Source organism: Blastococcus sp. SYSU DS1024, from assembly GCF_054050795.1.
Window position 1 is genome coordinate 60,762 of record NZ_JBJHAA010000019.1, and the last position, 22,929, is coordinate 83,690.

Sequence of the window (22,929 nt, forward strand, 5' to 3'; positions counted from 1 at the left end):
GCCGGCGACGCCTTCCGCGGATCGGACGGGGGCCGGGCGCCCGGTTCAGGACTGCGGAGACAGCGCTTCGACCGCCGGCAGGAAGACCTGCTCGCGATGGACGTCGTTGCGGGCGGGGCTGGTCGTCAGCTGGACCAGCAGCAGGCCGTCCGGGCCGTCGGCGAGGGCCAGCTCGACGCGCTGCCCGAGGTCCTCCAGCTGGTAGAGATCCCAGGTGGCGGCCTCCGTCGTCAGCTGGCCGACCGGCTGGGGTGGCTGGTCGGTGCCCAGCTGAGCCGCCAACTGCTGGAGAAGCTGGTCGGCGGTCGCCCCGGGGACGAGCTGCTGGGTCAGGGACACCAGCACCGAGTCCTGCCACACACCGGGGATCACCTCGGTCCAGCCGCTCGGCCGCTGCCCGGTGAGGCCCAGCTCCTCGCTCTCGAACGGCGTCATCTCGATCTGGACGTCATCCGCGGTGAAAGCCGGAGCCTCGATGTCGTCGACGCAGTCGGTCGCCGGCTCGCTCCGTGGATCGTCCAGGAACTCCTCGGCGATCCGCACCGCGCAGTCGTGGCTGGGCAGGACGCCGTGCCCGGTGTAGGGGAACGGGACGAAGACGCTGTTCGGCAGCTCCGCGGCGATCTCCTCGCCCCACCGCGGCGGCGTGATCGGATCCAGGTCGCCGGCGAACACCAGCGCGGGGATGTCGCTGGCCACGGGCTCGTTCGCGTCGGCGCCGGGCTCGCCGGCGTCCCACGATCCGCAGACGTCGAACACACCGGGGCCCAGGGTCGGCGCACCCTCGAAGAACCCCTGGACCAGCGGGTGCTCGGCAGCGGCCTCCGCCACCTCCTCCTGGGAGCCGAACGCGATCTCCTCCTGGCACTGGACGGCCAGCTGCTGCCCGATGCTGACCAGCTCCAGCTGCTGGGAGAGCGCGCCGAGGAGCAGGCCGATCGTGCCGAACTCACCGTCGTCCGCGGCGGCGATGATCTCCGGCAGGTGCGCCACCAGTTCCGTGGAGTAGAGCGTCTGGAACAGGAAGCCGACGAGCGAGTCCCCGTCGAGTTCCTCCTCCACGCGCTGCCCGTTCGCCGGGTCGACCACGGTGATCGGCGCCGGCGAGGCGTTCAGCTCGTCGACCAGGCTGCGGAACGTCTGCTCGAGCTCGGGGTACTGCGCGGCGCACGCGGCATCGTCGGCGCACGTGGCGAAGAGGCCCTCCATCGCCCGGACTGCGTTCCCGGGCGTCTCCGCGTAGAGGTCGGCGTCGACGGGGTAGGCGGCGTCCAGCACCACCGACCGGATGCCGTCGGGGTGGTCCCGCATGGCGGCCTGCGCCAGCCGGGTGCCGTAGGAGATCCCGTAGAGGTTCCACTCGTCGTAGCCGAGCGCGACGCGCAGGTCCTCGAGGTCGGCGGCCGAGGCGGCGCTGTTGTAGTCGGAGAAGTCGATGCCCTCGTCGACGAGGCGCTGGCGGCACTCGTCCAGGGACGCGACGGCCTGGGCCTCCAGCTCCTCCGGGGGCAGGTCGGAGCCGAGCGATTCCTGGATCCACGAGGTGTACTCGTCGCAGGCCAGCGACGGCTCGGTCAGCCCGGTGCCCCGCTGGTCGACGAGCACGAGGTCCCGGTTGGCGGTCAGCGGCTCGTAGAGCTGGCCGAATCCCTGCGGCACGAGCTCCAATGTGCTCTGGCCCGGTCCCCCCGACAGGTAGACGACGGGGTCGTCCGCCGGGCTGTCGGAGTCGCTGCGGACGATGCCGAAGGCGAGCTGGATCTCCCCGGAGCCGGGGTCGTCGCGGTCGGCCGGGACGGGCAGCGTGCCGCACTCGATCTGCACACCCGCAGGCACGTCGAACTCGCACGCGCCCATCTCGACCTCGCCCGCGGTGCTCGTGGGGCTCGCGGAGGCGTCACCTCCCGCGGCGTCGTCCTCAGCGCTGCCCGTACAGGCACCGACGGCCAGCAGTGGAACCAGGAGCAGTGCTGCTCGACGACTGGTCATGCCTCTCTCCGTGTGCGCCGGGGTGGTCGTGCGCCGGACCCCGCGCGCCGGAGGAGTCCCGGAGCCGTCCGCGAGCCGTCGACGCGGGAGTCCACCCCATCATCGACTGCGGGAGGGGATGCTGCACATGTCGGTTCCATGACGTCTGGGCAACCGTCGGAGCCACCCGACCGACACCGGCCCGAGCGCATCCCTCGCCGACGCGCCTCCAGCGCAGCAGGGAGGCCGTGCTCCGGCATGCCGGGGACGGCTCGGCGGCTAGCGTGCGCCGGGTGACCGATACCACCTGGTTGGACGCCACCGCGCAGGCCGAGCTGGTCCGCACCGGACAGGCCACCCCCGCAGAGCTCGTCGACGCGGCGATCGAGCGGATCGAGCGGGTGAACCCGCAGCTGGACGCCGTGATCCGCGACCGGTTCGACGCCGCCCGCACCGAGGCGCGCGGCGAGCTCCCCGACGGCCCGTTCCGCGGGGTGCCGCTGCTGCTCAAGGACCTCGGCTGCCACGTCGCCGGCGAGGCCACCCACTACGGGACGTCGTTCCTGCGCGACGCCGACGTCCGGTGGCGCGTCGACAGCCACCTCGCGCAGCGCTTCCGCGCGGCGGGCTTCGTCGCCCTCGGTCGCACCAGCGTCCCGGAGTTCGGGACGACGATCACCACCGAACCCGCCGCTCACCCGCCGGCGCGCAACCCGTGGGACACCGGCCGGTCGACCGGCGGCTCCAGCGGCGGCTCGGCCGCGGCGGTCGCCGCCGGCCTGGTGCCGGTCGCCCACGCGAACGACGGCGGCGGCTCGATCCGCATCCCGGCATCCGAGTGCGGGCTGGTCGGGCTCAAGCCCACGCGCGCCCGGGTCAGCCAGGGGCCGGAGGTGGGGGAGAGCTGGGCCGGCGCCACCATCGACGGCGTCGTCACCCGCACGGTGCGCGACACCGCGGCCGTCCTCGACCTCATCGGCGGACCGATGCCCGGCGACCCGTACGCCGCCCCGCCGCTGCCCCGGGCCCTCGCCGAGGAGGTGGGCGCCCCGGTGGGCCGGCTGCGGGTGGGCCTGCTCGACGCCGACCCGGGGGAGCAGTACCTCGACGACCCCGCGTGCCGGGCCGCGGTGGAGCACGCCGGCCGGCTGCTCGCGGAGCTCGGCGGCGAGGTCGGGCCCGGCACGCCGGGGGCGATGTTCGACCCGCAGTTCCCGCGCTTCTTCACCACCACCATCGCCGCGGACGTGGCGCTCACCCTCTCCGCGCTCGAGCGCTCGGCGCTGCGCCGGCCGGTCGAGGACGACGAGCTGGAGCCGCGCAACGTCATGTACCGCGCCGTCGGCCGGAAGCTCTCCGCCGAGGACTACCTGGGCGCCCGCACCTGGCTCGGCGCCTGGACCCGCCGCATGGCCCGGTGGTGGGCGCCGCGGGAGCTGGGTGGGGAGGGCTTCGACCTCCTGGTCACACCGACCATCGCCGCGCCGCCGCCGGAGCTCGGCTGGTTCACCGCGGCCGGGCCGAAGGAGGAGGGCCGGCGGATCAACAGCCTCATGCCGTGCACCGCGCAGTTCAACGTGACCGGCCAGCCGGCGATCAGCCTTCCCCTGCACCGCACCGACGAGGGACTGCCGGTCGGCGTCCAGCTGGTCGCCGCGTACGGCCGCGAGGACGTGCTGGTGCGGGTGGCCGCCGCGCTCGAGCAGGCCGCGCCGTGGGCGGACCGCCGTCCACCGGTGTCCGCCTGACCGGCCGCACCGGGCCGGCGGCCGGGCGACGCCTAGACTCGGGCGGCCACGGGGTGTGGCGCAGCTTGGTAGCGCACCTGCTTTGGGAGCAGGGGGCCGCAGGTTCAAATCCTGTCACCCCGACCGGACGAGCGCGATGCCCGCATCCCGCCACCGCGCGCGTGCCCCGGACGTCTCTAGACTCGGGGGTCGACCCGGCGCCACCGTCGTCGTGGGCGCCTGCACACCACTGTCTCACCGAGGAGCACTGCCGCTGTGAAGAGCACCATCGAGGAACTGGGCCCCACGCGGGTCCGGATGGCGATCGAGGTGCCGTGGGGGGACCTGGACCACGCCTTCGGTGAGGTCTACAAGGAGCTGGGCAAGCAGGTCCGCGTTCCCGGGTTCCGCCCCGGCAAGGTCCCCAACCGCGTGCTCGACCAGCGGCTCGGCCGGCCCGTCGTCCTGGAGCAGGTCGTCCAGCACGCCGTCCCGGAGATCTACTCCGAGGTCGTCCGCGAGAACCAGGTCCGCGTGCTGGGCCAGCCGGAGATCGAGGTCACCCGCCTCGACGACAACGACACCCTCGCCTTCACCGCCGAGGTCGACGTCGCCCCGCAGCTCGAGCTCCCGGCGCTCGACGACCTCGCCGTGACCGTCGACGACGTCGAGGTCACCGACGAGGAGATCGACCAGCAGGTCTCGGTCATGCGCGAGCGGTTCTCCATGCTCACCGGCGTCGAGCGCCCCGCGCAGGACGGCGACTTCGTCTCCATCGACCTGGAGGCCAAGCTCGACGGCGAGGTGCTCGAGGACGGCTCCACCACCGGCATGTCCTACGAGGTCGGCTCCGGCAACCTCATGGAGGGCCTCGACGACGCCGTCCGCGGGCTGTCCGCCGACGAGTCGGCGACCTTCCAGACCGCCCTGCTCTCCGGCCCCGACGCCGGCCAGCAGGCCGACGTCACCGTCACCGTCCGCTCGGTGAAGGAGAAGGAGCTGCCGGAGCTGGACGACGAGTTCGCCCAGACCGCCAGCGAGTTCGACACCCTCGAGGAGCTGCGCGAGGACGTCCGCACCCGGCTGGCGCGCTCCAAGGTGATCCAGCAGGGCGCCCAGGCGCGCGACAAGCTCGTCGAGCACCTGGTCGAGACCGTCGAGGTGCCCATGCCCGAGAACCTGGTCGAGCGCGAGGTGCAGTGGCGCAACCAGGCCTTCGAGCGGGAGCTCACCCAGGCCGGCATGGACTGGGACGCCTTCCTGCAGATGTCGGGCGTGGAGAGCCGCGAGGACTACGAGGCCGACCAGCGCAAGAACGTCGAGCAGGCGGTCAAGACGCAGTTCATCCTCGACGCCATCGCCGACGCCCGTGAGGTCACCGTCGACAACGACGACCTCTCGGCGCAGATCATGGCGCAGGCGCAGCGGAACCGTATGAGCCCGGAGCAGTTCGCGCAGCAGCTGCAGCAGAGCGGGAACATCGCCGAGTTCGTCGCCGACGTCCGCCGCACCAAGACGCTCGCCCAGCTGCTCGAGCAGACGACGATCACCGACGAGTCCGGCCGGAACGTCGACCTCGAGGCCCTGCGGCCGAAGACGGTCCAGGCCCCCACCGAGGAGACCCCCGCGGAGGAGGCGCCGGCCGAGGACGACGACATCGCCGTCCAGGCCGTCGCCACCGAGGCCGCCGAAGGGGCGACCGAGGACACCGAGGACGTCACCAAGGCCTGAGCCGGCACCCGACGACGCCGTCCTCCCCGACCGGGGAGGGCGGCGTCGCGGCGTTCCGGGGCGGGCCGCTGCGCCGACGGCGAACACCGCCGCCACGGGGACTGTCCCGTCGCAGGTCCGCGTTAGGGTCGACAGGACTCAGGCGATCGCCGAGGGGTATCGCCCCCCGGAGGGCCGAACCGGGCCCGCACCGCACCGAGACCGACTGCCACGACACGCGTCCTACGGAGGTCACCGCACCCGTGAGCACCACCGACCCGAACCTGGCCAGCGCGCCGATGCTGCGCGCCAACGGCGGGGGGATGAACCTCGGCGACTCGGTCTACGAGCGCCTGCTGCGCGAGCGGATCATCTTCCTGGGCACCCAGGTCGACGACGTCATCGCCAACCAGCTCGTCGCCCAGATGCTGCTGCTCTCCGCCGAGGACCCCAAGCAGGACATCCACCTCTACATCAACTCGCCCGGTGGCTCGGTCACCGCCGGTATGGCCATCTACGACACGATGCAGTTCATCGACTGCGACGTCGCCACCTACGGGATGGGCCTGGCCGCCTCGATGGGCCAGTTCCTGCTGACCGCGGGCACGAAGGGCAAGCGCTACGCCCTGCCGCACGCGCGGATCCTCATGCACCAGCCCTCGGCCGGCGTCGGCGGCACGGCCTCCGACATCGCCATCCAGGCCGACCTGTTCCGGCGGACCAAGCAGGAGCTGTCGGAGCTGCAGTCGCAGCTCACTGGGCAGACCGTCGAGCGGATCCTCGAGGACTCCGACCGCGACCGCTGGTTCACCGCTCAGGAGGCGCTCGAGTACGGCTTCGTCGACCACGTCGTCAGCCGCGCCGCCATGACCGACAGCGCCAACCCGGTCTCCGACAACTGAGCTCCCGAGGACAGACACAGATGAGCTTCCAGATGCCCTCCAGCCGGTACATCCTGCCCTCCTTCGTGGAGCGCACGAGCTACGGCATGAAGGAGTCGAACCCGTACAACAAGCTCTTCGAGGAGCGCATCATCTTCCTCGGGGTGCAGATCGACGACGCGTCGGCCAACGACGTGATGGCGCAGCTCATCACGCTGGAGTCGGCCGACCCGGACCGCGACATCACCATCTACATCAACTCGCCCGGTGGCTCCTTCACCTCGCTGATGGCCATCTACGACACGATGATGTTCGTCCGCCCCGACATCCAGACCGTCTGCATGGGCCAGGCCGCCTCGGCCGCCGCCGTGCTGCTCGCGGCCGGGACGCCGGGCAAGCGGCTCGCGCTGCCGTACTCCCGCGTGCTGATCCACCAGCCCTCGGGCGAGGCCGGCGGTCAGGTCTCCGACCTGGAGATCCACGCTGCCGAGATCCAGCGGGTGCGCAGCCAGATGGAGGACATCCTGGCCCGGCACACCGGCCGGACGGCCGACCAGGTCCGTGCCGACATCGACCGTGACAAGATCCTGACGGCCGGCGAGGCCAAGGAGTACGGGCTCGTCGACCAGGTCATCCAGAGCCGCAAGCTCAACGCCCTCCCCACCGCCTGATCCGGTACGGGCCGGGGACGCGCGGGGCGCGTGTTCGGCCCGTACCGTCGGAGGTCTGAGGGCACGACGGGACAGATGTGGGACGGCCACGGACGATCCGGGTGAGTCATTGCCCGACCTCGTCCACGGCGGCGGGTACGTTCGGCGAACGCCCGATCCCCGGCCGGAAGCGCTGGGAGGAGAGCCTCGCGGGGCAGCCTGTCAGCGAGGTCGAACGGGGCAGAAATCTTCAGCAGGGTCCAACCCGCGGGTACCTGGCACCAGGACCGGCGACAGTCGAGGTGGAGGTCAGCAGGTGGCACGAATCGGTGAGAGCGGTGACCTGCTCAAGTGCTCGTTCTGCGGGAAGAGCCAGAAGCAGGTCAAGAAGCTCATCGCTGGCCCCGGGGTCTACATCTGCGACGAGTGCATCGATCTCTGCAACGAGATCATCGAGGAAGAGCTCTCGGAGTCGTCGGACCTGAAGTTCGACGAGCTGCCGAAGCCCAAGGAGATCCACGACTTCCTCGACCAGTACGTCATCGGCCAGGACAAGGCCAAGCGGACGCTCTCGGTCGCGGTCTACAACCACTACAAGCGGATCCAGGCCGGCGGTGACCGCGCCTCCCGCGAGGACGCCGTCGAGCTGGCGAAGTCCAACATCCTGCTGATCGGCCCCACCGGCTGCGGCAAGACGCACCTCGCGCAGACGCTGGCGCGGATGCTGAACGTGCCGTTCGCCATCGCCGACGCCACCGCGCTCACCGAGGCCGGCTACGTCGGCGAGGACGTCGAGAACATCCTGCTGAAGCTGATCCAGGCCGCCGACTACGACGTCAAGCGGGCCGAGACCGGCATCATCTACATCGACGAGGTCGACAAGATCGCCCGCAAGAGCGAGAACCCGTCGATCACCCGTGACGTCTCCGGCGAGGGCGTGCAGCAGGCGCTGCTGAAGATCCTCGAGGGGACGACGGCGTCGGTGCCGCCACAGGGTGGCCGCAAGCACCCGCACCAGGAGTTCATCCAGATCGACACGACGAACGTGCTGTTCATCGTGGGTGGTGCGTTCGCCGGCCTGGAGCAGGTCATCGAGGCGCGCGCCGGCAAGCAGGGCATCGGGTTCGCCGGCGAGATCCGCGGCAAGCAGGAGATCGAGGACGCCAACGCCTTCGCCGAGGTCATGCCCGAGGACCTGCTGAAGTTCGGCATGATCCCCGAGTTCATCGGCCGGCTCCCGGTCATCACCAGCGTGCGGAAGCTGGACCGTCAGGCGCTGATCAACATCCTGACCCAGCCGAAGAACGCCCTGGTGCGCCAGTACCGGAAGCTGTTCGAGCTCGACGGCGTGGAGCTGGAGTTCACCGACGACGCGCTCGAGGCCGTCGCCGACCAGGCGATCCTCCGCGGCACCGGCGCCCGCGGGCTCCGCGCGATCATGGAGGAGGTGCTCCAGTCGGTCATGTACGACATCCCCAGCCGCGAGGACGTCGCCTCCGTGGTGATCACCAAGGAGGTCGTGCTGGAGCACGTCAACCCGACGATCGTGCCGCGCAAGCCGACCCGCGCCCCCCGCGAGAAGTCGGCCTGACCCGCAGCTGACCAGCGCACGCCAGAGGCCCAGGATCCGCCAGGTTCTGGGCCTTTGGCGTTCACCGGACAAGCCGCGCGAGGACCACGGCGACGATCTCCCGCCGGCAGCCCTCCGGGTCGGTCATCAGGCGGGCGTAGCTGAAGCGCAGCACGACCCAGCCGAGTGCCGCCAGCGCCGTGTCGCGGCGCAGGTCCCGTTCCCGCTGCTCCCGACTGCCGTGGAAGGCGGCGCCGTCGAGTTCCACCGCCACGCGCGCCGCAGGCCATGCGGCGTCCAGTTGCACGCGCCGACCGCTGCCGAGCACGAGTTCGTGCTGCCGGACCGGCGCGGGTACGACGGGTGGTCCGGGCAGGACCCTCGGCGCCCCCCAGATCTCGAGCTCGCTCTGACACCCCCCGGCAACGAGGTCGAGCAGTTGGACCAGCGGCCGTCGTCCGGGATGGCGGGCACGCCGATCGGATTCGCGGCGGAGCGCTCCCGTGCGTACGTCCCGGCGCCGCACGGCCTCGATCAACGCCTGACGCACGACAGCGGCCTCGTGACGGCTACGCGGGTTACGCCCGGGGGAGTGCGCCCACGCCCAGGCGTCGACCAGGCTCCGGACGGGTTCGACGGCGTCCACCGCACCGCACCGGACGGTGACCAGGGGACGGGTGGTGCGGTGGGCCACCACGTCGGGTCGTCGCTCCGGCGAGCGCGCGTACGGGACCATCACGTGCACCGGGCCGGCCTGTGGCCCAGCCATCCCGCACGCGACGAGGGCGGAGAGGTGGCTGAGCGGACCGTCGGCCCAGAGAGACGCGGCGCGCGACCTGATGGCCCACTCGTCCGTGCGGCCGGGGAGCACGAGGACGCCCGGATGCACCTGCACCAGCTGGCCGTCCCGCAGCCAGCGGCCGACGCTGCTCGAACTGCTCGCCCGGACGACGTCGACGCGCCGGGCGACGCCGTCGGGCAGGAGGGCGGGCAGTCGGTGCACGGCGCAGAGGGTGGCGCAGTCGAGGGTTCGGCGGCGGAGGGCCTGTGGATACAGCCGACCGTTGCACGCCAGAGGATCACGCCGGGCGCCGTTCCGGACCGTCAGCGTTCAACGGTCACCGGATTCCTGGCCTGACCTGCGCGCGTGCGCACGCGGGGTGAAGCCACCGCCCCGTGGGAGCCCCAGAAGGGGCCGCACGGGCGCAGCGAGCTCAGCCCTCGGTGACCTCGGCCAGGACGACGTCGACGGTGAGCTCGCCCTCGCCCGGGCGCACGGTCAGCGTCTGGATCCGGCCCGCGTCGACGAGGTCCGAGCGCGCCGCCTCGAGCGCGGGCACCTGCGCGGCCGGGGCGGTGACGGTCGCAGTCTCCACCTCGGCGCGCATCGACTGCTTGGCGTCGGACTTCGCCTTGCGCACCCCGGCCAGCGCGGCCGCGGCCACGGAGACCACAGCGGGGTCGCCCCCGGTCGGCAGCTCGGTCGCCGTCGGCCACAGCGACCGGTGCACCGAGCCCGTCTGCCACCACGACCAGACCTCTTCGGTGACGAACGGCAGCACCGGGGCGAACAGCCGCAGCTGGACGTCGAGGGCGACCGCCAGCGCCGCCTGGGCGGAGGTCGCCGCCTCGTCCGACCGGTAGGCGCGGGACTTCACCAACTCGACGTAGTCGTCGCAGAACGACCAGAAGAACGACTCCGCCACCTCGAGCGCGCGGGTGTAGTTGAACGCCTCCATCGCCGCGGTCGCCTCGTCGACGACGGCGGCCAGCCCGGCGAGCAGCGCACGGTCGATCGGCTCGGTGACGTCGTCGGCCGACAGCGACGCCGAGGCGCCCAGACCCAGCACGAACTTGCCGACGTTGAGGATCTTCATGGCCAGCCGGCGGCCGACCTTCATCTGCGCCTCGTCGAACGGCGAGTCCGCACCGGGGCGTGCCCCGGCCGCGCGCCAGCGCACCGCGTCGGTGCCGTACCGCTCGAGCACGTCGATCGGCGTGGTCGCGTTGCCCTTGGACTTCGACATCTTCTTGCGGTCGGGGTCGACGACGAAGCCGGAGATGGTGGCGTGCGTCCACGGCACGGTGCCGTGCTCGAAGTGCGCCCGGACGACGGTGGAGAACAGCCAGGTGCGGATGATGTCGTGCGCCTGCGGGCGCTGGTCCATCGGGAAGACCGCGGCGAACAGCTCCGGGTCGGTGTCCCAGCCCGACGCGACCTGCGGCGACAGCGAGGACGTCGCCCAGGTGTCCATGACGTCGGGGTCGGCCATGAACCCGCCGGGCTGGCCGCGCTGTGCCTCGTCGAAGCCGGGCGGCACGTCGGAGGACGGGTCGACCGGCAGCGACTCCTCGGCCGCGAGGATCGGGTTCTCGAAGTCGGGCTCACCGGCCTCGTCGAGCCGGTACCAGACCGGGAAGGGCACCCCGAAGAAGCGCTGTCGGCTGATCAGCCAGTCGCCGTTGAGGCCCTCGACCCAGTTGTCGTAGCGGTGCCGCATGTGCTCGGGCACCCACTGGATCTCCCGGCCCCGGGCGACGAGGGCGTCGCGCAGGTCGGTGTCGCGGCCGCCGTTGCGGATGTACCACTGCCGCGTGGTGACGATCTCCAGCGGGCGCTCGCCCTTCTCGAAGAATTTCACCGGGTGGGTGATCGGCTTCGGGTCGCCCTCCAGGTCGCCGGACTCCCGCAGCATCTCCACGATGCGCTGCTGCGCGCTGAAGACGGTCTTCCCGGCGAGCTCCGCGTACGGCTCCGCGGGGACGTCGGCCGGCGGCTCGGCCAGGATCCGGCCGTCCCAGCCGACGATCGCCCGGGTCGGCAGCTGGAGCTCGCGCCACCAGGTGACGTCGTTGAGGTCGCCGAAGGTGCAGATCATCGCGATGCCGGAGCCCTTGTCCGGCTCGGCGAGGCGGTGGGCGACGACCGGCACCTCGACGTCGAAGATCGGCGTCCGGACGGTCTTCCCGAACAGCGGCTGGTACCGCTCGTCGTCGGGGTGGGCGACCAGCGCGACGCAGGCCGGCAGCAGCTCCGGGCGGGTGGTCTCGATGAACACCGGGCCGGCGGCGGAGTGGAACGAGATCCGGTGGTACGCGCCGGGCCGCTCCCGGTCCTCGAGCTCGGCCTGGGCGACGGCGGTGCGGAAGGTGACGTCCCAGAGGGTCGGCGCCTCCTGGGCGTAGGCCTCACCGCGGGCGAGGTTGCGCAGGAACATCCGCTGGGCGGTGGCCCGGGAGGACTCCGAGATCGTGCGGTAGACGTTGGTCCAGTCCACCGATAGGCCGACGCGGCGCCACAGCTTCTCGAACTCGGCCTCGTCCTCCTCCGTCAGCTGCATGCACAGCTCGACGAAGTTGCGCCGCGAGATCGGCACCTGGTCCTTGCCGGGCTTCGCGGGCGGCTCGAAGGACGGGTCGTAGGGCAGCGCCGGGTCGCACCGGACGCCGTAGTAGTTCTGCACCCGCCGCTCGGTGGGCAGGCCGTTGTCGTCCCAGCCCATCGGGTAGTAGACGTGCTTGCCGCGCATCCGCTGGTAACGGGCGACGATGTCGGTATGGGTGTAGCTGAAGACGTGCCCCACGTGCAGCGAGCCGCTGGCGGTCGGCGGCGGGGTGTCGATCGACCAGATCTGCGCGCGAGGCGCGGCCAGCGCGGCGGCGCGGTCGAAGCCGTAGGTGTCCTGCTCCGCCCAGCGGGCGATCCACTTCTCCTCGAGCCCGTCGACGGTCGGCCGGTCGGGTACGCCGACGGTCGCAGCCGGGGCAGTCGTGTCCGGGGTCGCGATGTCGGGAACCATGTCCCTCATCCTAGGAAGTGCACGACCGGTGACAGCCGCGGGAGCATCGAGCGAGGAGCGGGCCGGGGCGCGGAGCCGGTCCGGTGTCCTGGCTGGCATCCTGAGCAGGATGAGCAACAGCAGCACCGGTGACATGGCCCGGGTGGAGAGGGAGCTGCTGGCCCGCTGGCCGGAGAGCCGCCTGGAGCCCTCGCTCACCCGCATCACCGCCCTGGTCGACCTGCTGGGATCCCCGCACCGCGCGATGCCGGTCATCCAGGTGGCGGGCACCAACGGCAAGACGACGACGGCTCGCATGATCGACGAGCTGCTGCGCGGCTTCGGGCTCCGCGTGGGCCGCTTCACCAGTCCGCACCTGGAGTCGATCCGCGAGCGAATCGTCCTCGACGGCGAGCCGGTCAGCACCGAGCGGTTCGTCGAGACCTACGAGGACATCGCGCCCTACGTGCAGATGGTCGACACCGCCGGCGAGGTGCCGCTGAGCTTCTTCGAGGTCATGGTCGGCATGGCCTACGCGCTGTTCGCCGACGCGCCGGTCGACGTCGCCGTCATCGAGGTCGGCATGGGGGGTCGGTGGGACGCCACCAACGTCGCCGACGCCCGCGTCGCCGTCGTCACCCCCGTCGACCTCGACCACGCCGAGTACCTCGGTCCCGACGTCGCGACGATCGCGGGGGAGAAGGCCGGGATCATCAAGCCCGACGCCATCGCGGTGCTGGCCCACCAGCAGCCCGGCGCGCTCGACACCCTGGTCCGCCGCGCCGTGGAGGTCGAGGCGGTGGTCGCCCGTGAGGGCACCGAGTTCGGCGTGCTGGAGCGCAGGATCGCCGTCGGCGGGCAGCAGGTGCGCCTGCAGGGGCTCGGCGGGGAGTACGAGGAGGTCTTCCTCCCGCTGTTCGGCGCGCACCAGGCGCAGAACGCCGTGACGGCGCTCGCCGCGGTCGAGGCGTTCCTCGGCGCGGGCGCGGCGACCGGCCCGGTCGAGCAGGAGACGGTGCGCGCCGCCTTCGCCGCCGTCCGGTCGCCTGGCCGGCTGGAGCGGGTGCGCACCAGCCCGACGGTGCTGGTCGACGCGGCGCACAACCCGGCCGGCATGCGCGCGACCGTCGAGGCGCTCCGGGAGTCCTTCGACTTCACCCGGCTCGTCGGCGTCGTCGGGTGCGTGCACGGCAAGGACGTCGTCGGGATGCTGGCCGCGCTCGAGGAGATCTGCGCCGAGCTGGTCGTCACCCAGCACGACTCGCCGCGCGCCATGCCCGCCGACGAGCTCGGCGCGCTGGCCGTCGACGTCTTCGGCGCCGACCGGGTGAGCGTCCAGCCAGAGCTGGCCGAGGCGATCACCGAGGCGATCGAGCTGGCCGAGGCGGGCCCGGACGACGCCCTGGGCGGCTCCGGCGTGCTGGTCACCGGCAGCGTGATCACCGCCGGCGAGGCTCGCACGCTGATGGCGCGGGGCTCGCGGTGACCGCACCGGACCCGGCGCGCGCGGCGAAGGCGCTGCGCGGAGTCGCGGCCGGGGTGCTGGTGCTCGAGGGCATCGCGGTGCTGTTCGTGCCCCGCGGCATCGCGCAGACCGAGGAGGGGCTCGGCGCCGGCCGGCTGACCGTCCTGCTGGTCCTGGCGGTGGTGCTGATCCTCGCCTCCGGCCTGCAGCGCCGGGAGCGGGGCCTGCTGATCGGCACCGTCCTGCAGGTGCCGCTGCTGCTCACCGGTCTGCTCAACGGCGTCATGTGGTTCGTGGCCGGGGCCTTCCTGCTCATCTGGGCCTACCTGCTGCAGGTGCGCAAGGAGTTGGTCGGCACCCCGTTCGGACCGGTCGAGGAGCCCCGGGGAACCGACGCCGACGGCGGTGGAGCAGCCACCCCGTAGGCTGCCGCCCCGTGACCGAACGCACTCTCGTCCTCGTCAAGCCCGACGGCGTCTCCCGTGGCCTGGTCGGTGAGGTGATCACGCGGCTCGAGCGCAAGGGGCTGCGCCTGGTCGCCGCCGAGCTGCGCACCCTGGACCGGGAGACCGCCGAGACCCACTACGCCGAGCACCGCGAGCGGCCGTTCTTCGCCGACCTGGTGCAGTTCATCACCAGCGGTCCGCTCATGGCGCTGGTCGTCGAGGGGCCGCGGGCCATCGAGGCGTTCCGCGCCCTCGCCGGCGCCACCGACCCGGTGAAGGCCGGCCCCGGGACCATCCGCGGCGACTTCGCCCTCGAGGTGCAGAACAACATCGTGCACGGCTCCGACTCGCCCGAGTCCGCCGAGCGCGAGGTGAAGCTCTTCTTCCCCGACCTCGGCTGAACGAGGAAACCCCCTCGCCCCCCACCGCTCGCGCGCTCGCGGCGGGCCCCTGCGAGGGGGTCAGGGGTGAGGGGCTTTCCTCTGCTCAGTAGTCGGCGTCGGCCGGCTCCTCGGGAGCGGTCCAGGCCAGGTGCCAGTAGGTCAGCAGGCCACTGGCCAGCCACAGCAGGAACCCGAGGCACAGCGCCAGCGCGACGTGCTCGGTGAGTGCGACGACGGCGACCGCCCCTCCGATCGCCGCGAAGGTCAGCGCCATGCTCGGCCAGCCCATCGCGCTGTGCGACCGCTCGCCCAGCCGCCGCTGGTGCTCGTCCAGCGACCGCTTGTCGCGGTCGAGGACGCCCCGGATGCCGAGGTTGAGCACCGAGTGCAGGGGGATGAACGCCAGCATCCCGGCCGTCCAGATGACGAAGTACGTCGTCGTCCACCCCTCGTCGGTGGAGGCGCTGACCAGCGTCGCGGCGACGAGGGCGACGAAGAGGGCCACTTCGGCGGCCACCGACCGGCGGCGGGCGCGGCGGCTCCGTGCCCAGGCGTAGCGGTCGTCGTCGAAGGTCTTGGCGAGGTAGGTCTGCTGCGGGTGCGTGCTCATGGCGTCCTCCTGAGGAGTTCCTCGCTGAGCGAGGGCAGCGGGTCGAGGGAGAAGACCGCCTCGACGGGCAGGTCGAAGAAGCGGGCGATGCGCAGGGCCAGGGCCAGCGACGGGCTGTACTCGCCGCGCTCCACGTAGCCGATCGTCTGCGGGTGCACCCCGACGGCGTCCGCGAGTTCCTTCCGGCTCACGCCGCGGTCGGCGCGGAGCACCGCGATGCGGTCGTGCACCTTGTCCGCCTCGGACTTCGGCTGTCGTCCCATGCGATAAAACGTAGCAATAATGCTACGGCCACACAAGCCGCGGCCCGTCCTCCCTCGGCGCAGCGCGTCCTCCCTCAGCGCCTGCGGTGCGGGAGGACGCTCGATGATCAGGTCACCTGATCGTCGATGGGGCGGGGGGAGTGGGGCGCGGCGGCTACCCTGGACGGGTCATGACTGCAGAGCTCCGCACCACCGCCGGCGAGTCGCTGTACCCGCGACTCGAGCCGCTGCTGGCCCAGATCCAGAAGCCCATCCAGTACGTGGGTGGTGAGCTCAACGCCCAGACCAAGCCGTGGGAGTCCGCGGACGTGCACTGGGCGCTCATGTACCCCGACGCCTACGAGGTGGGGCTGCCGAACCAGGGGCTGATGATCCTCTACGAGGTGCTCAACGAGCGCCCCGACGCCCTGGCCGAGCGCACCTACGCCGTCTGGCCCGACCTCGCCGCGCTGATGCGCGAGCACGGCGTCCCGCAGTTCACCGTCGACGGCCACCGCTCCGTGCGCGACTTCGACCTCCTGGGCGTCAGCTTCGCCACCGAGCTGGGCTACACCAACCTGCTCGAGGCGCTCGACCTCGCGGAGGTCCCCCTGCACGCCGTCGACCGCGACGAGACCCACCCGGTCGTCGTGGCCGGCGGGCACGCCGCGTTCAACCCCGAGCCGGTCGCCGACTTCGTCGACTGCGCCGTCCTCGGTGACGGCGAGCAGGCCGTCGGCGACATCACCGACGTCGTCAAGGCCTGGAAGGCGCAGGGCCGCCCCGGGGGCCGCGAGGAGCTGCTCGCCCGCCTGGCCCGCGTGGACGGCGTCTACGTCCCGCGCTTCTACGCCTTCTCCTACGGCCCGGACGGCGCCATCGCCGCGGTCACCCCCACCCGGGACGACGTCCCGGCGAAGGTCGGCAAGCGCACCGTCATGGACCTCGACGAGTGGCCCTACCCGAAGCAGCCGCTGGTGCCGCTCGCCGAGAGCGTGCACGAGCGGATGAGCGTGGAGATCTTCCGCGGCTGCACCCGCGGCTGCCGCTTCTGCCAGGCCGGGATGATCACCCGCCCGGTGCGCGAGCGGACGATCACCGGCATCGGCTCGATGGTCGAGCAGGGGCTGAAGGCCACCGGTTACGAGGAGGTCGGCCTGCTCAGCCTCTCGAGCGCCGACCACTCCGAGATCGGCCAGGTCGCCAAGCAGCTCGCCGACCGCTACGAGGGCACCAACACCAGCCTCAGCCTGCCCAGCACCCGCGTGGACGCCTTCAACGTCACGCTGGCCAACGAGCTCTCCCGCAACGGCCGGCGCAGCGGGCTGACGTTCGCCCCCGAGGGCGGCAGCGAGCGGATCCGCCGGGTCATCAACAAGACGGTGTCCAAGGAGGACCTCGTCCGCACGGTGACGACGGCGTACGCCAACGGCTGGACGCAGGTGAAGCTCTACTTCATGTGCGGTCTGCCGACCGAGACCGACGAGGACGTGCTGGAGATCGCGGAGCTCGCGGTCGAGGTCATCCGCGCCGGCCGCGAGGCCAGCGGCCGCAAGGACATCCGCTGCACCGTCTCCATCGGCGGCTTCGTGCCCAAGCCGCACACGCCCTTCCAGTGGGCCGCCCAGGCCAGCGCCGAGACCATCGACCACCGGCTGCGGGTGCTGCGCCAGGCGATCAACGCCGACCGGCGGATCGGCCGCTCCATCGGGCTGCGCTACCACGACGGCAAGCCCGGCGTGATCGAGGGCCTGCTCTCCCGGGGCGACCGCCGGGTGGGCCGGGTCATCGAGCGGGTGTGGCGCGAGGGCGGCAAGTTCGACGGCTGGAGCGAGCACTTCTCCTTCGAGCGCTGGACCCAGGCCGCGGCCGAGGAGCTGGCCGCCTTCGGCGTCGACCTCGACTGGTTCACCACCCGCGAGCGCACCGAGCACGAGATCCTCCCCTGGGACCACCTGGACTCCGGGCTGGACAAGGAGTGGCTCTGGGAGGACTGGCAGGAGGCGCTCTCCGAGGAGGAGGTCGCCGACTGCCGGTGGACCCCCTGCTACGACTGCGGGGTCTGCCCGACGATGGGCACCGAGATCCAGATCGGGCCGACGGGGCGCAGCCTGCTGCCGCTCACCGTCGTCTGAGCGGGGGAGACCAGATGGCGCGCCAGCCCGACGGCCCACCGCCGCCGCCGACCGTCCAGAAGCTCCGGATCCGCTACGCCAAGCGGGGCCGGCTGCGGTTCGCCTCCCACCGCGACCTCGCCCGGGCCCTGGAGCGGGCGCTGCGCCGGGCGCAGGTGCCGATGGCGTTCTCCGCCGGGTTCAGCCCGCACCCGAAGATCTCCTACATCGGGGCCGCGCCGACAGGGTCGGCCAGCGAGGCGGAGTACCTGGAGATCGGGGTGGCCGTCCGCTGCGATCCCGAGGCGGTGCGGGTCGCGCTGGACACCGCCCTGCCGCCCGACATCGCCGTCCTGGAGGTCGTCGAGGCGCAGGAGGGGACCGGTTCCCTGGCCGACCGCATCGACACCTCCGTCTGGCGCGTGGAGCTGCCCGGCGTGCCCCTGCAGGAGCTCGCCCCGGCGGTCGAGAAGTTCCTGGCGGCCGACGTCGTCACCGTCGCCAAGCGGACCAAGAACGGCCTCAAGGACGTCGACGCGCGCCCCGCCGTGGCCAGCGCGTCAGCGGCGGAGGAGGCAGGTTGTGCCATACTGCACATGGTCGTCCGGCAGGTGACGCCCGCTGTACGACCCGACGACGTGTTGGCCGCCCTGGCTGCCGTCGCCGACCTGCGCCCGCCGTTGCCCCCCCGGGCCGTGCGTGAGGCGCAGGGCCGGCTCGACGACACCGGGACCGTGGCCGATCCGCTCGGTCCTGACCGTGCGGCGCGCACCCGCTGCCAGGGGGAGCACGCGACGGTCTGACCGGCGGACGCCCGGAGGCCGCGCGCTGTCGAGCGCCACGGCTGCCAGACGTGACGCGCCCGTTCCGGTCCACCCGGCCCGGATGCCCAGACCACCGCAGGACCCGCACCACCACCCCCGGCGTCACCGGAGGTGCGCACCACCGCATCCGGCTCCCCGCCGCGGCAACCGTCGCGCGGGAGCCGCCCACAGACTTCGCAGGGCGAGCCAGTCCGCCGTACCCCGCGCGGCGGCCCGCCCCGCCCAACCCGTGCTCCTGCGCGGCCGCCAGTCCCTTCGATCGGCGCCCGGGAGCAGCACAGGAGGCGAGAGCCCTCGTGGCTGACACCGACCACCCGACCACCGAGAACGACGACGCGCAGGAGACCACGGTCCCGCCGGGCGCACCCCAGCCCGCCGAGGCAGAGGTCACCGGCGCGCCGGCCACCCCCGAGGAGGGGGCGCCGGACGCCGAGGCCGTCGACGAGACCGACACCGTCGACGAGACCGAGACCGAGACCGAGACCGAGACCGAGACCGAGACCGCCGACGCCGCGGCCGAGACGCCCGAGCCCGAGTCGGCCGGACCGCGGTTCGGCGCCCAGTTCAGCTCGCCGGAGCCCACGGCCGTCGTGGCCCGTCCCCGCCGCCGGGCCACCCGGCCGGCCGGCGCGGCCGACCCGGACCAGGTCGAGGCCGTCCGACCCGTCGCGGCGGCACCGGTCCCCGCGTTCGTGAGCTTCGTGGCGCCGCCCGACGACGCGCCGCCCGCGCCCCGCCGGCGCAGCCGCCGCCCGGCGGAGTCCCCGGAACCCGACGTCGAGGACGCAGCCGGCGACCAGGACGGCGAGGACGCGACCGCCGACGAGGCGCCCCGCTCCCGCCGCAGCCGGTCCCGCCGCCGCCCCGCGGAGGAGCAGCCGGAGCGGGCGGTGGCCGACACCGAGGACGAGCAGGCCGAGGACGCCGACGACCGCGACGAGTCCGGCGAGGACCGCGACGAGGGGGGCTCGTCGGCGAGCCGGCGTCGCCGCCGGGGCCGTCGCGGCCGTGGGCGGGGCCGCAGCGGCGAGGACCCCTCGGACTCCGACGACGACGCCGGCGACGAGCGACCGCAGGCCGACGACACCGAGGACGACGAGACCTCCGGCGCCGCGACCGACACCGACGAGGACGAGGGCGAGAGCGAGGACGAGGGGTCGACCGGATCGGGCACCCGTCGCCGGCGGCGCCGCCGTCGCCGCGGTGGCAGCTCCGGCGCGGACGAGGCCTCCGACGACACGGACGACGACGACCGCCCCGAGCGGGCCGGCCGCAACGGCCGCAGCACCAGCGACGACGACGTCCGCGGCATCGCCGGCTCCACCCGGCTCGAGGCCAAGCGCCAGCGCCGCCGGGACGGCCGGGACACCGGGCGCCGTCGCCAGCCGATCCTGACCGAGTCGGAGTTCCTCGCCCGCCGCGAGGCCGTCGACCGGAAGATGGTCATCCGCCAGCGCGGCGAGCGGACGCAGATCGCCGTCCTCGAGGACGACGTCCTCGTCGAGCACTACGTCACCCAGGCCTCGGCGACCTCCTTCGCCGGCAACGTCTACCTGGGCCGGGTGCAGAACGTGCTGCCCAGCATGGAGGCGGCGTTCGTCGACATCGGCAAGGGCCGCAACGCCGTCGTCTACGCCGGCGAGGTGAACTGGGACGCCGCCGGGCTCTCCGGCAAGCAGCGCTCGATCGAGCAGGCGTTCAAGTCCGGCGACAAGATCCTGGTGCAGGTCACCAAGGACCCGATCGGCCACAAGGGCGCCCGGCTGACCCAGCAGATCAACCTGCCCGGCCGCTTCCTGGTCTACGTGCCCGGCGGCTCGATGACCGGGATCAGCCGCAAGCTGCCCGACACCGAGCGCCAGCGGCTCAAGGACATCCTCAAGCGGATCGTCCCCGAGGACGCCGGTGTGATCATCCGGACCGCCGCGGAGGGCGCCTCGGAGGAGGAGCTCACCCGCGACGTCAACCGGCTGAAGGCGCAGTGGGACGTCATCAAGCAGAAGTCCGAGTCGACGTCGAACGCGCCGACCCTGCTCTACGGCGAGCCGGACCTCGCGATCCGGGTGATCCGCGACGTCTTCAACGAGGACTTCAAGGAGCTCGTCGTCCAGGGCGACGACGCCTGGGACACCGTCGAGGCCTACGTCGCGCACGTCAGCCCCGAGCTCACCGCGCGGCTGACCCGCTACACCGGTCAGGGCGACGTCTTCCACGACCTGCGGATCGACGAGCAGCTGACGAAGGCGCTGGACCGCAAGGTATGGCTGCCGTCGGGCGGCTCGCTGGTGATCGACCGCACCGAGGCGATGACGGTCGTCGACGTCAACACCGGGAAGTTCACCGGCTCGGGCGGCAACCTCGAGCAGACCGTCACGCGCAACAACATGGAGGCGGCGGAGGAGATCGTCCGCCAGCTCCGGCTGCGCGACATCGGCGGCATCATCGTCATCGACTTCATCGACATGGTGCTCGAGAGCAACCGCGACCTGGTGCTGCGGCGCCTGACCGAGTGCCTGGGTCGCGACCGGACCAAGCACCAGGTCGCCGAGGTCACCTCCCTGGGCCTGGTCCAGATGACCCGCAAGCGGGTGGGCCAGGGTCTGCTGGAGGTCTTCTCCGAGTCCTGCGAGCACTGCCGCGGGCGCGGCATCGTCGTGCACCTCGACCCGGTGGACGAGAAGCGCCGGGGGAGCGGCTCGGGCGGCAACGGCTCGGCCGGGAAGGACGCCGCGAAGGATTCCGGCGGCAAGGACTCCGGCAGCGGGCGCAACCGCGGCAACGGCGGCGGCTCCGGTAAGGAGACCGCCGGCAAGGAGGCGCCCGCCGCCACGGAGGCGTCCGCGGCCACGGAGGCCGAGAAGGGTGCCCAGCCGGTCACCGCCGAGACCCCCGCGGGCGACGGCGAGGCCACCGAGGGCCGCAGCGGCGGTCGCCGCAGCCGCGGCCGCCGCAACCGCGGGCAGTCGGGGGAGGAGCGCGCGGCCGAGGACGCCGCCGTGCTCGCCGGCACCCGCGCCGACGACGGGACGCCCGCCGGCGAGCCCGTGGCCGACGGCTCGGCCGAGACGGTCGAGGACGTCGACCCGGTCGCTCCGGCCCCGGTCACCGGCTCGCCGGAGCCCGAGCGGACCGACGCGGACGACGCGCCGGCCGGCCCGGAGGTGCAGGTGCTCGTCCCGCCCGTGCAGCGGGTGGACGCGCGGGTGACGACGGTCCAGCCGCTGCCCGCGACCGCTCCGGTCCCGCCGCCGGCGGAGACCGAGGCCGAGGACGTGCTCCCGGCCGGTGAGGTCGGTGCCGTCGAGGCCCCGGCCGAGTCCCCGCAGCCGATCACCCCGGCGACGACGACGGCCGACGTCGTCCCCGGCGGGGTGGCGCACGCCGCCGACGCCGGTGCCGAAGCCCCGGGTGCGCCGGCCGAACCGGCCGCCGGGGACGGCGAGGCCCCGGCCGCGGCCGCACGGCCGCGGCGCCGCCGGGCGGCCAGCCGGCCGGCCGGTCCGCCGGTGTCCTAGTCCCTGGCAGGCCAGGCGCCCCCCGTCCGGCGCCCCCCGTCCGGCGACCCCGGACGGGGGCGCCGGCCCGGGGGAGCAGGGTCAGCAGGGCCACAGCCGGGCCGTGTCGACCGGTGCGGGACGGCTCGGGTACGCTGGTCGGGTTGCTGCGCCACCGCGCAGGCGCCTCCGGGTGCCGCCGGGACGGCGTGCGCAGCCCGTCCAAGCACCCGGCGCCCCCCGGTCGTGCGCGCCGGACACAGAGCTCGACGTGAAGAAGCTAACGAGGAGTCAGTGGTGTACGCAGTGGTGAAGGCCGGCGGGAGCCAGCACAAGGTGGCCGTGGGCGACACGTTCACGATCAACCGCCTGCAGGGTGCGGCGGGCGACACCGTCGCCCTCCCGGCCATCCTGCTGGTCGACGGCGACACCGTCACCAGCGACGCGGCGGCCCTGGCGAAGGTGACCGTGACCGGTGAGATCCTCGAGCACGGCAAGGGCCCGAAGATCCACATCCACAAGTTCAAGAACAAGACCGGCTACCACAAGCGGCAGGGGCACCGTCAGCCCCTGACCAGCCTCGTGGTCCGCGACATCTCGAAGGGCTGACGCCGACATGGCACACAAGAAGGGCGCCTCGTCCTCCCGCAACGGCCGCGACTCGAACGCGCAGCGCCTCGGCGTCAAGCGCTTCGGTGGCCAGGTCGTGAAGGCCGGCGAGATCATCGTCCGCCAGCGCGGGACCCACTTCCACCCGGGTCTCGGCGTCGGCCGCGGCGGCGACGACACGCTGTTCGCGCTCGCGCCGGGCTCGGTCACGTTCGGCACGCGGCGGGGACGCAAGACCGTCTCCATCACCGCGGTCGAGGCCTGAGAAACACCCCCTGCCCCCCGCCGCTCGCGAGCTCGCGGCGGGACCCGGCAGGGGGCCGTTCCAGCACGTTCCTTTTCGCGACGAGCGCACGGGCCGATCGGCCCGTGCGCTCGTCGCGCTTGAAAGGTAGGTAGGAGGCGGCGCGGCCTCCTCCGCTCGACACCCCAGGCCGCGTTCGTCGATAGGGTCAAC

19 protein-coding genes and 1 tRNA gene are annotated in these 22,929 nt (G+C 72.7%); 15 read left to right on the top strand and 5 right to left on the bottom strand.

All coding sequences use genetic code 11. The features are described from left to right. Positions 1–45: 45 nt before the first annotated feature. The gene (locus ACI79S_RS16320; RefSeq protein WP_456594490.1) at positions 46–1,989 is read right to left on the bottom strand and encodes an alpha/beta hydrolase; all 1,944 of its coding nucleotides are present in this window, start codon (positions 1,987–1,989) and stop codon (positions 46–48) included. A 272-nt stretch (positions 1,990–2,261) separates the two neighbouring features. Here ACI79S_RS16320 and ACI79S_RS16325 point away from each other — a divergent pair, with 272 nt between their 5' ends. The 6 genes from ACI79S_RS16325 to clpX all read left to right on the top strand — a co-directional run bounded on the left by ACI79S_RS16325 (position 2,262) and on the right by clpX (position 8,527). Next, positions 2,262–3,716 (top strand): amidase, encoded by a 1,455-nt coding sequence (locus ACI79S_RS16325; RefSeq protein ID WP_456594491.1) that lies wholly within the window; start codon positions 2,262–2,264, stop codon positions 3,714–3,716. A gap of 49 nt (positions 3,717–3,765) precedes the next feature. Next, positions 3,766–3,839, top strand: a tRNA-Pro gene (locus ACI79S_RS16330). A gap of 132 nt (positions 3,840–3,971) precedes the next feature. Then, positions 3,972–5,426 (top strand): trigger factor, encoded by a 1,455-nt coding sequence (gene tig, locus ACI79S_RS16335; protein WP_456594492.1) that lies wholly within the window; start codon positions 3,972–3,974, stop codon positions 5,424–5,426. A 242-nt stretch (positions 5,427–5,668) separates the two neighbouring features. Then, positions 5,669–6,307 carry an ATP-dependent Clp protease proteolytic subunit gene (locus ACI79S_RS16340; RefSeq protein ID WP_456594493.1) on the top strand — a complete coding sequence of 213 codons (639 nt, stop codon included), beginning with the start codon at positions 5,669–5,671 and terminating at the stop codon, positions 6,305–6,307. 20 nt (positions 6,308–6,327) lie between these two features. Continuing rightward, positions 6,328–6,957 (top strand): ATP-dependent Clp protease proteolytic subunit, encoded by a 630-nt coding sequence (locus ACI79S_RS16345; RefSeq protein WP_456594494.1) that lies wholly within the window; start codon positions 6,328–6,330, stop codon positions 6,955–6,957. A gap of 295 nt (positions 6,958–7,252) precedes the next feature. Further along, positions 7,253–8,527: an ATP-dependent Clp protease ATP-binding subunit ClpX gene (gene clpX, locus ACI79S_RS16350; protein ID WP_347059980.1), complete on the top strand. Its 1,275-nt coding sequence runs from the start codon at positions 7,253–7,255 to the stop codon at positions 8,525–8,527. Between the two features lie 61 nt (positions 8,528–8,588). On the opposite strand, the gene ACI79S_RS16355 is transcribed toward clpX, so the two are convergent. Continuing rightward, positions 8,589–9,152 carry an endonuclease domain-containing protein gene (locus tag ACI79S_RS16355; RefSeq protein ID WP_456594495.1) on the bottom strand — a complete coding sequence of 188 codons (564 nt, stop codon included), beginning with the start codon at positions 9,150–9,152 and terminating at the stop codon, positions 8,589–8,591. Positions 9,153–9,389: 237 nt separating this feature from the next. Between ACI79S_RS16355 and ACI79S_RS16360 the strand changes: the two genes are divergently transcribed. Next, complete coding sequence (locus ACI79S_RS16360; RefSeq protein ID WP_456594496.1) at positions 9,390–9,644, top strand: hypothetical protein; 255 nt, start codon at positions 9,390–9,392, stop codon at positions 9,642–9,644. Between the two features lie 76 nt (positions 9,645–9,720). On the opposite strand, the gene valS is transcribed toward ACI79S_RS16360, so the two are convergent. Continuing rightward, the gene (gene valS / locus ACI79S_RS16365; RefSeq protein WP_456594497.1) at positions 9,721–12,306 is read right to left on the bottom strand and encodes a valine--tRNA ligase; all 2,586 of its coding nucleotides are present in this window, start codon (positions 12,304–12,306) and stop codon (positions 9,721–9,723) included. A 109-nt stretch (positions 12,307–12,415) separates the two neighbouring features. Between valS and ACI79S_RS16370 the strand changes: the two genes are divergently transcribed. Genes ACI79S_RS16370 through ndk form a run of 3 tightly spaced genes read left to right on the top strand, consistent with a single transcriptional unit; the run spans position 12,416 to position 14,597 of the window. Continuing rightward, entirely contained in the window at positions 12,416–13,771 is a 1,356-nt protein-coding gene (locus tag ACI79S_RS16370) for a bifunctional folylpolyglutamate synthase/dihydrofolate synthase (RefSeq protein ID WP_456594498.1), read from the top strand. Beyond that, on the top strand, positions 13,768–14,175 hold the full coding sequence (locus ACI79S_RS16375) for a DUF4233 domain-containing protein (RefSeq protein ID WP_456594499.1): 408 nt from the start codon (positions 13,768–13,770) through the stop codon (positions 14,173–14,175). Before ACI79S_RS16370 ends, ACI79S_RS16375 begins: the two co-directional genes overlap by 4 nt. A gap of 11 nt (positions 14,176–14,186) precedes the next feature. Beyond that, complete coding sequence (gene ndk, locus ACI79S_RS16380) at positions 14,187–14,597, top strand: nucleoside-diphosphate kinase (protein ID WP_456594500.1); 411 nt, start codon at positions 14,187–14,189, stop codon at positions 14,595–14,597. A gap of 85 nt (positions 14,598–14,682) precedes the next feature. Here the strand turns inward: ndk and ACI79S_RS16385 are convergent, their stop codons facing one another. Both ACI79S_RS16385 and ACI79S_RS16390 read right to left on the bottom strand, forming a co-directional pair. Further along, the gene (locus ACI79S_RS16385; protein WP_456594501.1) at positions 14,683–15,189 is read right to left on the bottom strand and encodes a hypothetical protein; all 507 of its coding nucleotides are present in this window, start codon (positions 15,187–15,189) and stop codon (positions 14,683–14,685) included. Continuing rightward, a complete protein-coding gene (locus ACI79S_RS16390; RefSeq protein WP_456581697.1) occupies positions 15,186–15,452 on the bottom strand; it encodes a helix-turn-helix transcriptional regulator in 267 nt (88 codons plus the stop codon). The genes ACI79S_RS16385 and ACI79S_RS16390 overlap by 4 nt, the downstream gene beginning before the upstream one ends. Before the next feature lie 170 nt (positions 15,453–15,622). Between ACI79S_RS16390 and ACI79S_RS16395 the strand changes: the two genes are divergently transcribed. The 5 genes from ACI79S_RS16395 to rpmA all read left to right on the top strand — a co-directional run bounded on the left by ACI79S_RS16395 (position 15,623) and on the right by rpmA (position 22,737). Then, positions 15,623–17,566 (top strand): TIGR03960 family B12-binding radical SAM protein, encoded by a 1,944-nt coding sequence (locus ACI79S_RS16395; protein ID WP_456594502.1) that lies wholly within the window; start codon positions 15,623–15,625, stop codon positions 17,564–17,566. 14 nt (positions 17,567–17,580) lie between these two features. Further along, positions 17,581–18,348, top strand: a complete 768-nt coding sequence (locus ACI79S_RS16400) for a TIGR03936 family radical SAM-associated protein (RefSeq protein WP_456594503.1) — start codon at positions 17,581–17,583, stop codon at positions 18,346–18,348. A 317-nt stretch (positions 18,349–18,665) separates the two neighbouring features. Then, the gene (locus tag ACI79S_RS16405) at positions 18,666–21,884 is read left to right on the top strand and encodes an Rne/Rng family ribonuclease (protein ID WP_456594504.1); all 3,219 of its coding nucleotides are present in this window, start codon (positions 18,666–18,668) and stop codon (positions 21,882–21,884) included. Positions 21,885–22,160: 276 nt separating this feature from the next. Beyond that, a complete protein-coding gene (gene rplU, locus ACI79S_RS16410) occupies positions 22,161–22,472 on the top strand; it encodes a 50S ribosomal protein L21 (protein ID WP_456594505.1) in 312 nt (103 codons plus the stop codon). Positions 22,473–22,479: 7 nt separating this feature from the next. Continuing rightward, positions 22,480–22,737 (top strand): 50S ribosomal protein L27, encoded by a 258-nt coding sequence (gene rpmA / locus ACI79S_RS16415; protein ID WP_014375373.1) that lies wholly within the window; start codon positions 22,480–22,482, stop codon positions 22,735–22,737. Positions 22,738–22,929: the final 192 nt, after the last annotated feature.

Bases quoted from the DNA above. Each gene is read 5' to 3' on its own strand.
- ACI79S_RS16320 (WP_456594490.1), bottom strand. From the start codon at position 1,989: ATGACCAGTCGTCGAGCAGCACTGCTCCTGGTTCCACTGCTGGCCGTC.
- ACI79S_RS16345 (WP_456594494.1), top strand. From the start codon at position 6,328: ATGAGCTTCCAGATGCCCTCCAGCCGGTACATCCTGCCCTCCTTCGTG.
- ACI79S_RS16360 (WP_456594496.1), top strand. From the start codon at position 9,390: ATGCACCTGCACCAGCTGGCCGTCCCGCAGCCAGCGGCCGACGCTGCT.
- valS (WP_456594497.1), bottom strand. From the start codon at position 12,306: ATGGTTCCCGACATCGCGACCCCGGACACGACTGCCCCGGCTGCGACC.
- ACI79S_RS16370 (WP_456594498.1), top strand. From the start codon at position 12,416: ATGAGCAACAGCAGCACCGGTGACATGGCCCGGGTGGAGAGGGAGCTG.
- ACI79S_RS16385 (WP_456594501.1), bottom strand. From the start codon at position 15,189: ATGAGCACGCACCCGCAGCAGACCTACCTCGCCAAGACCTTCGACGAC.
- ACI79S_RS16390 (WP_456581697.1), bottom strand. From the start codon at position 15,452: ATGGGACGACAGCCGAAGTCCGAGGCGGACAAGGTGCACGACCGCATC.
- ACI79S_RS16395 (WP_456594502.1), top strand. From the start codon at position 15,623: ATGACTGCAGAGCTCCGCACCACCGCCGGCGAGTCGCTGTACCCGCGA.
- ACI79S_RS16400 (WP_456594503.1), top strand. From the start codon at position 17,581: ATGGCGCGCCAGCCCGACGGCCCACCGCCGCCGCCGACCGTCCAGAAG.
- rpmA (WP_014375373.1), top strand. From the start codon at position 22,480: ATGGCACACAAGAAGGGCGCCTCGTCCTCCCGCAACGGCCGCGACTCG.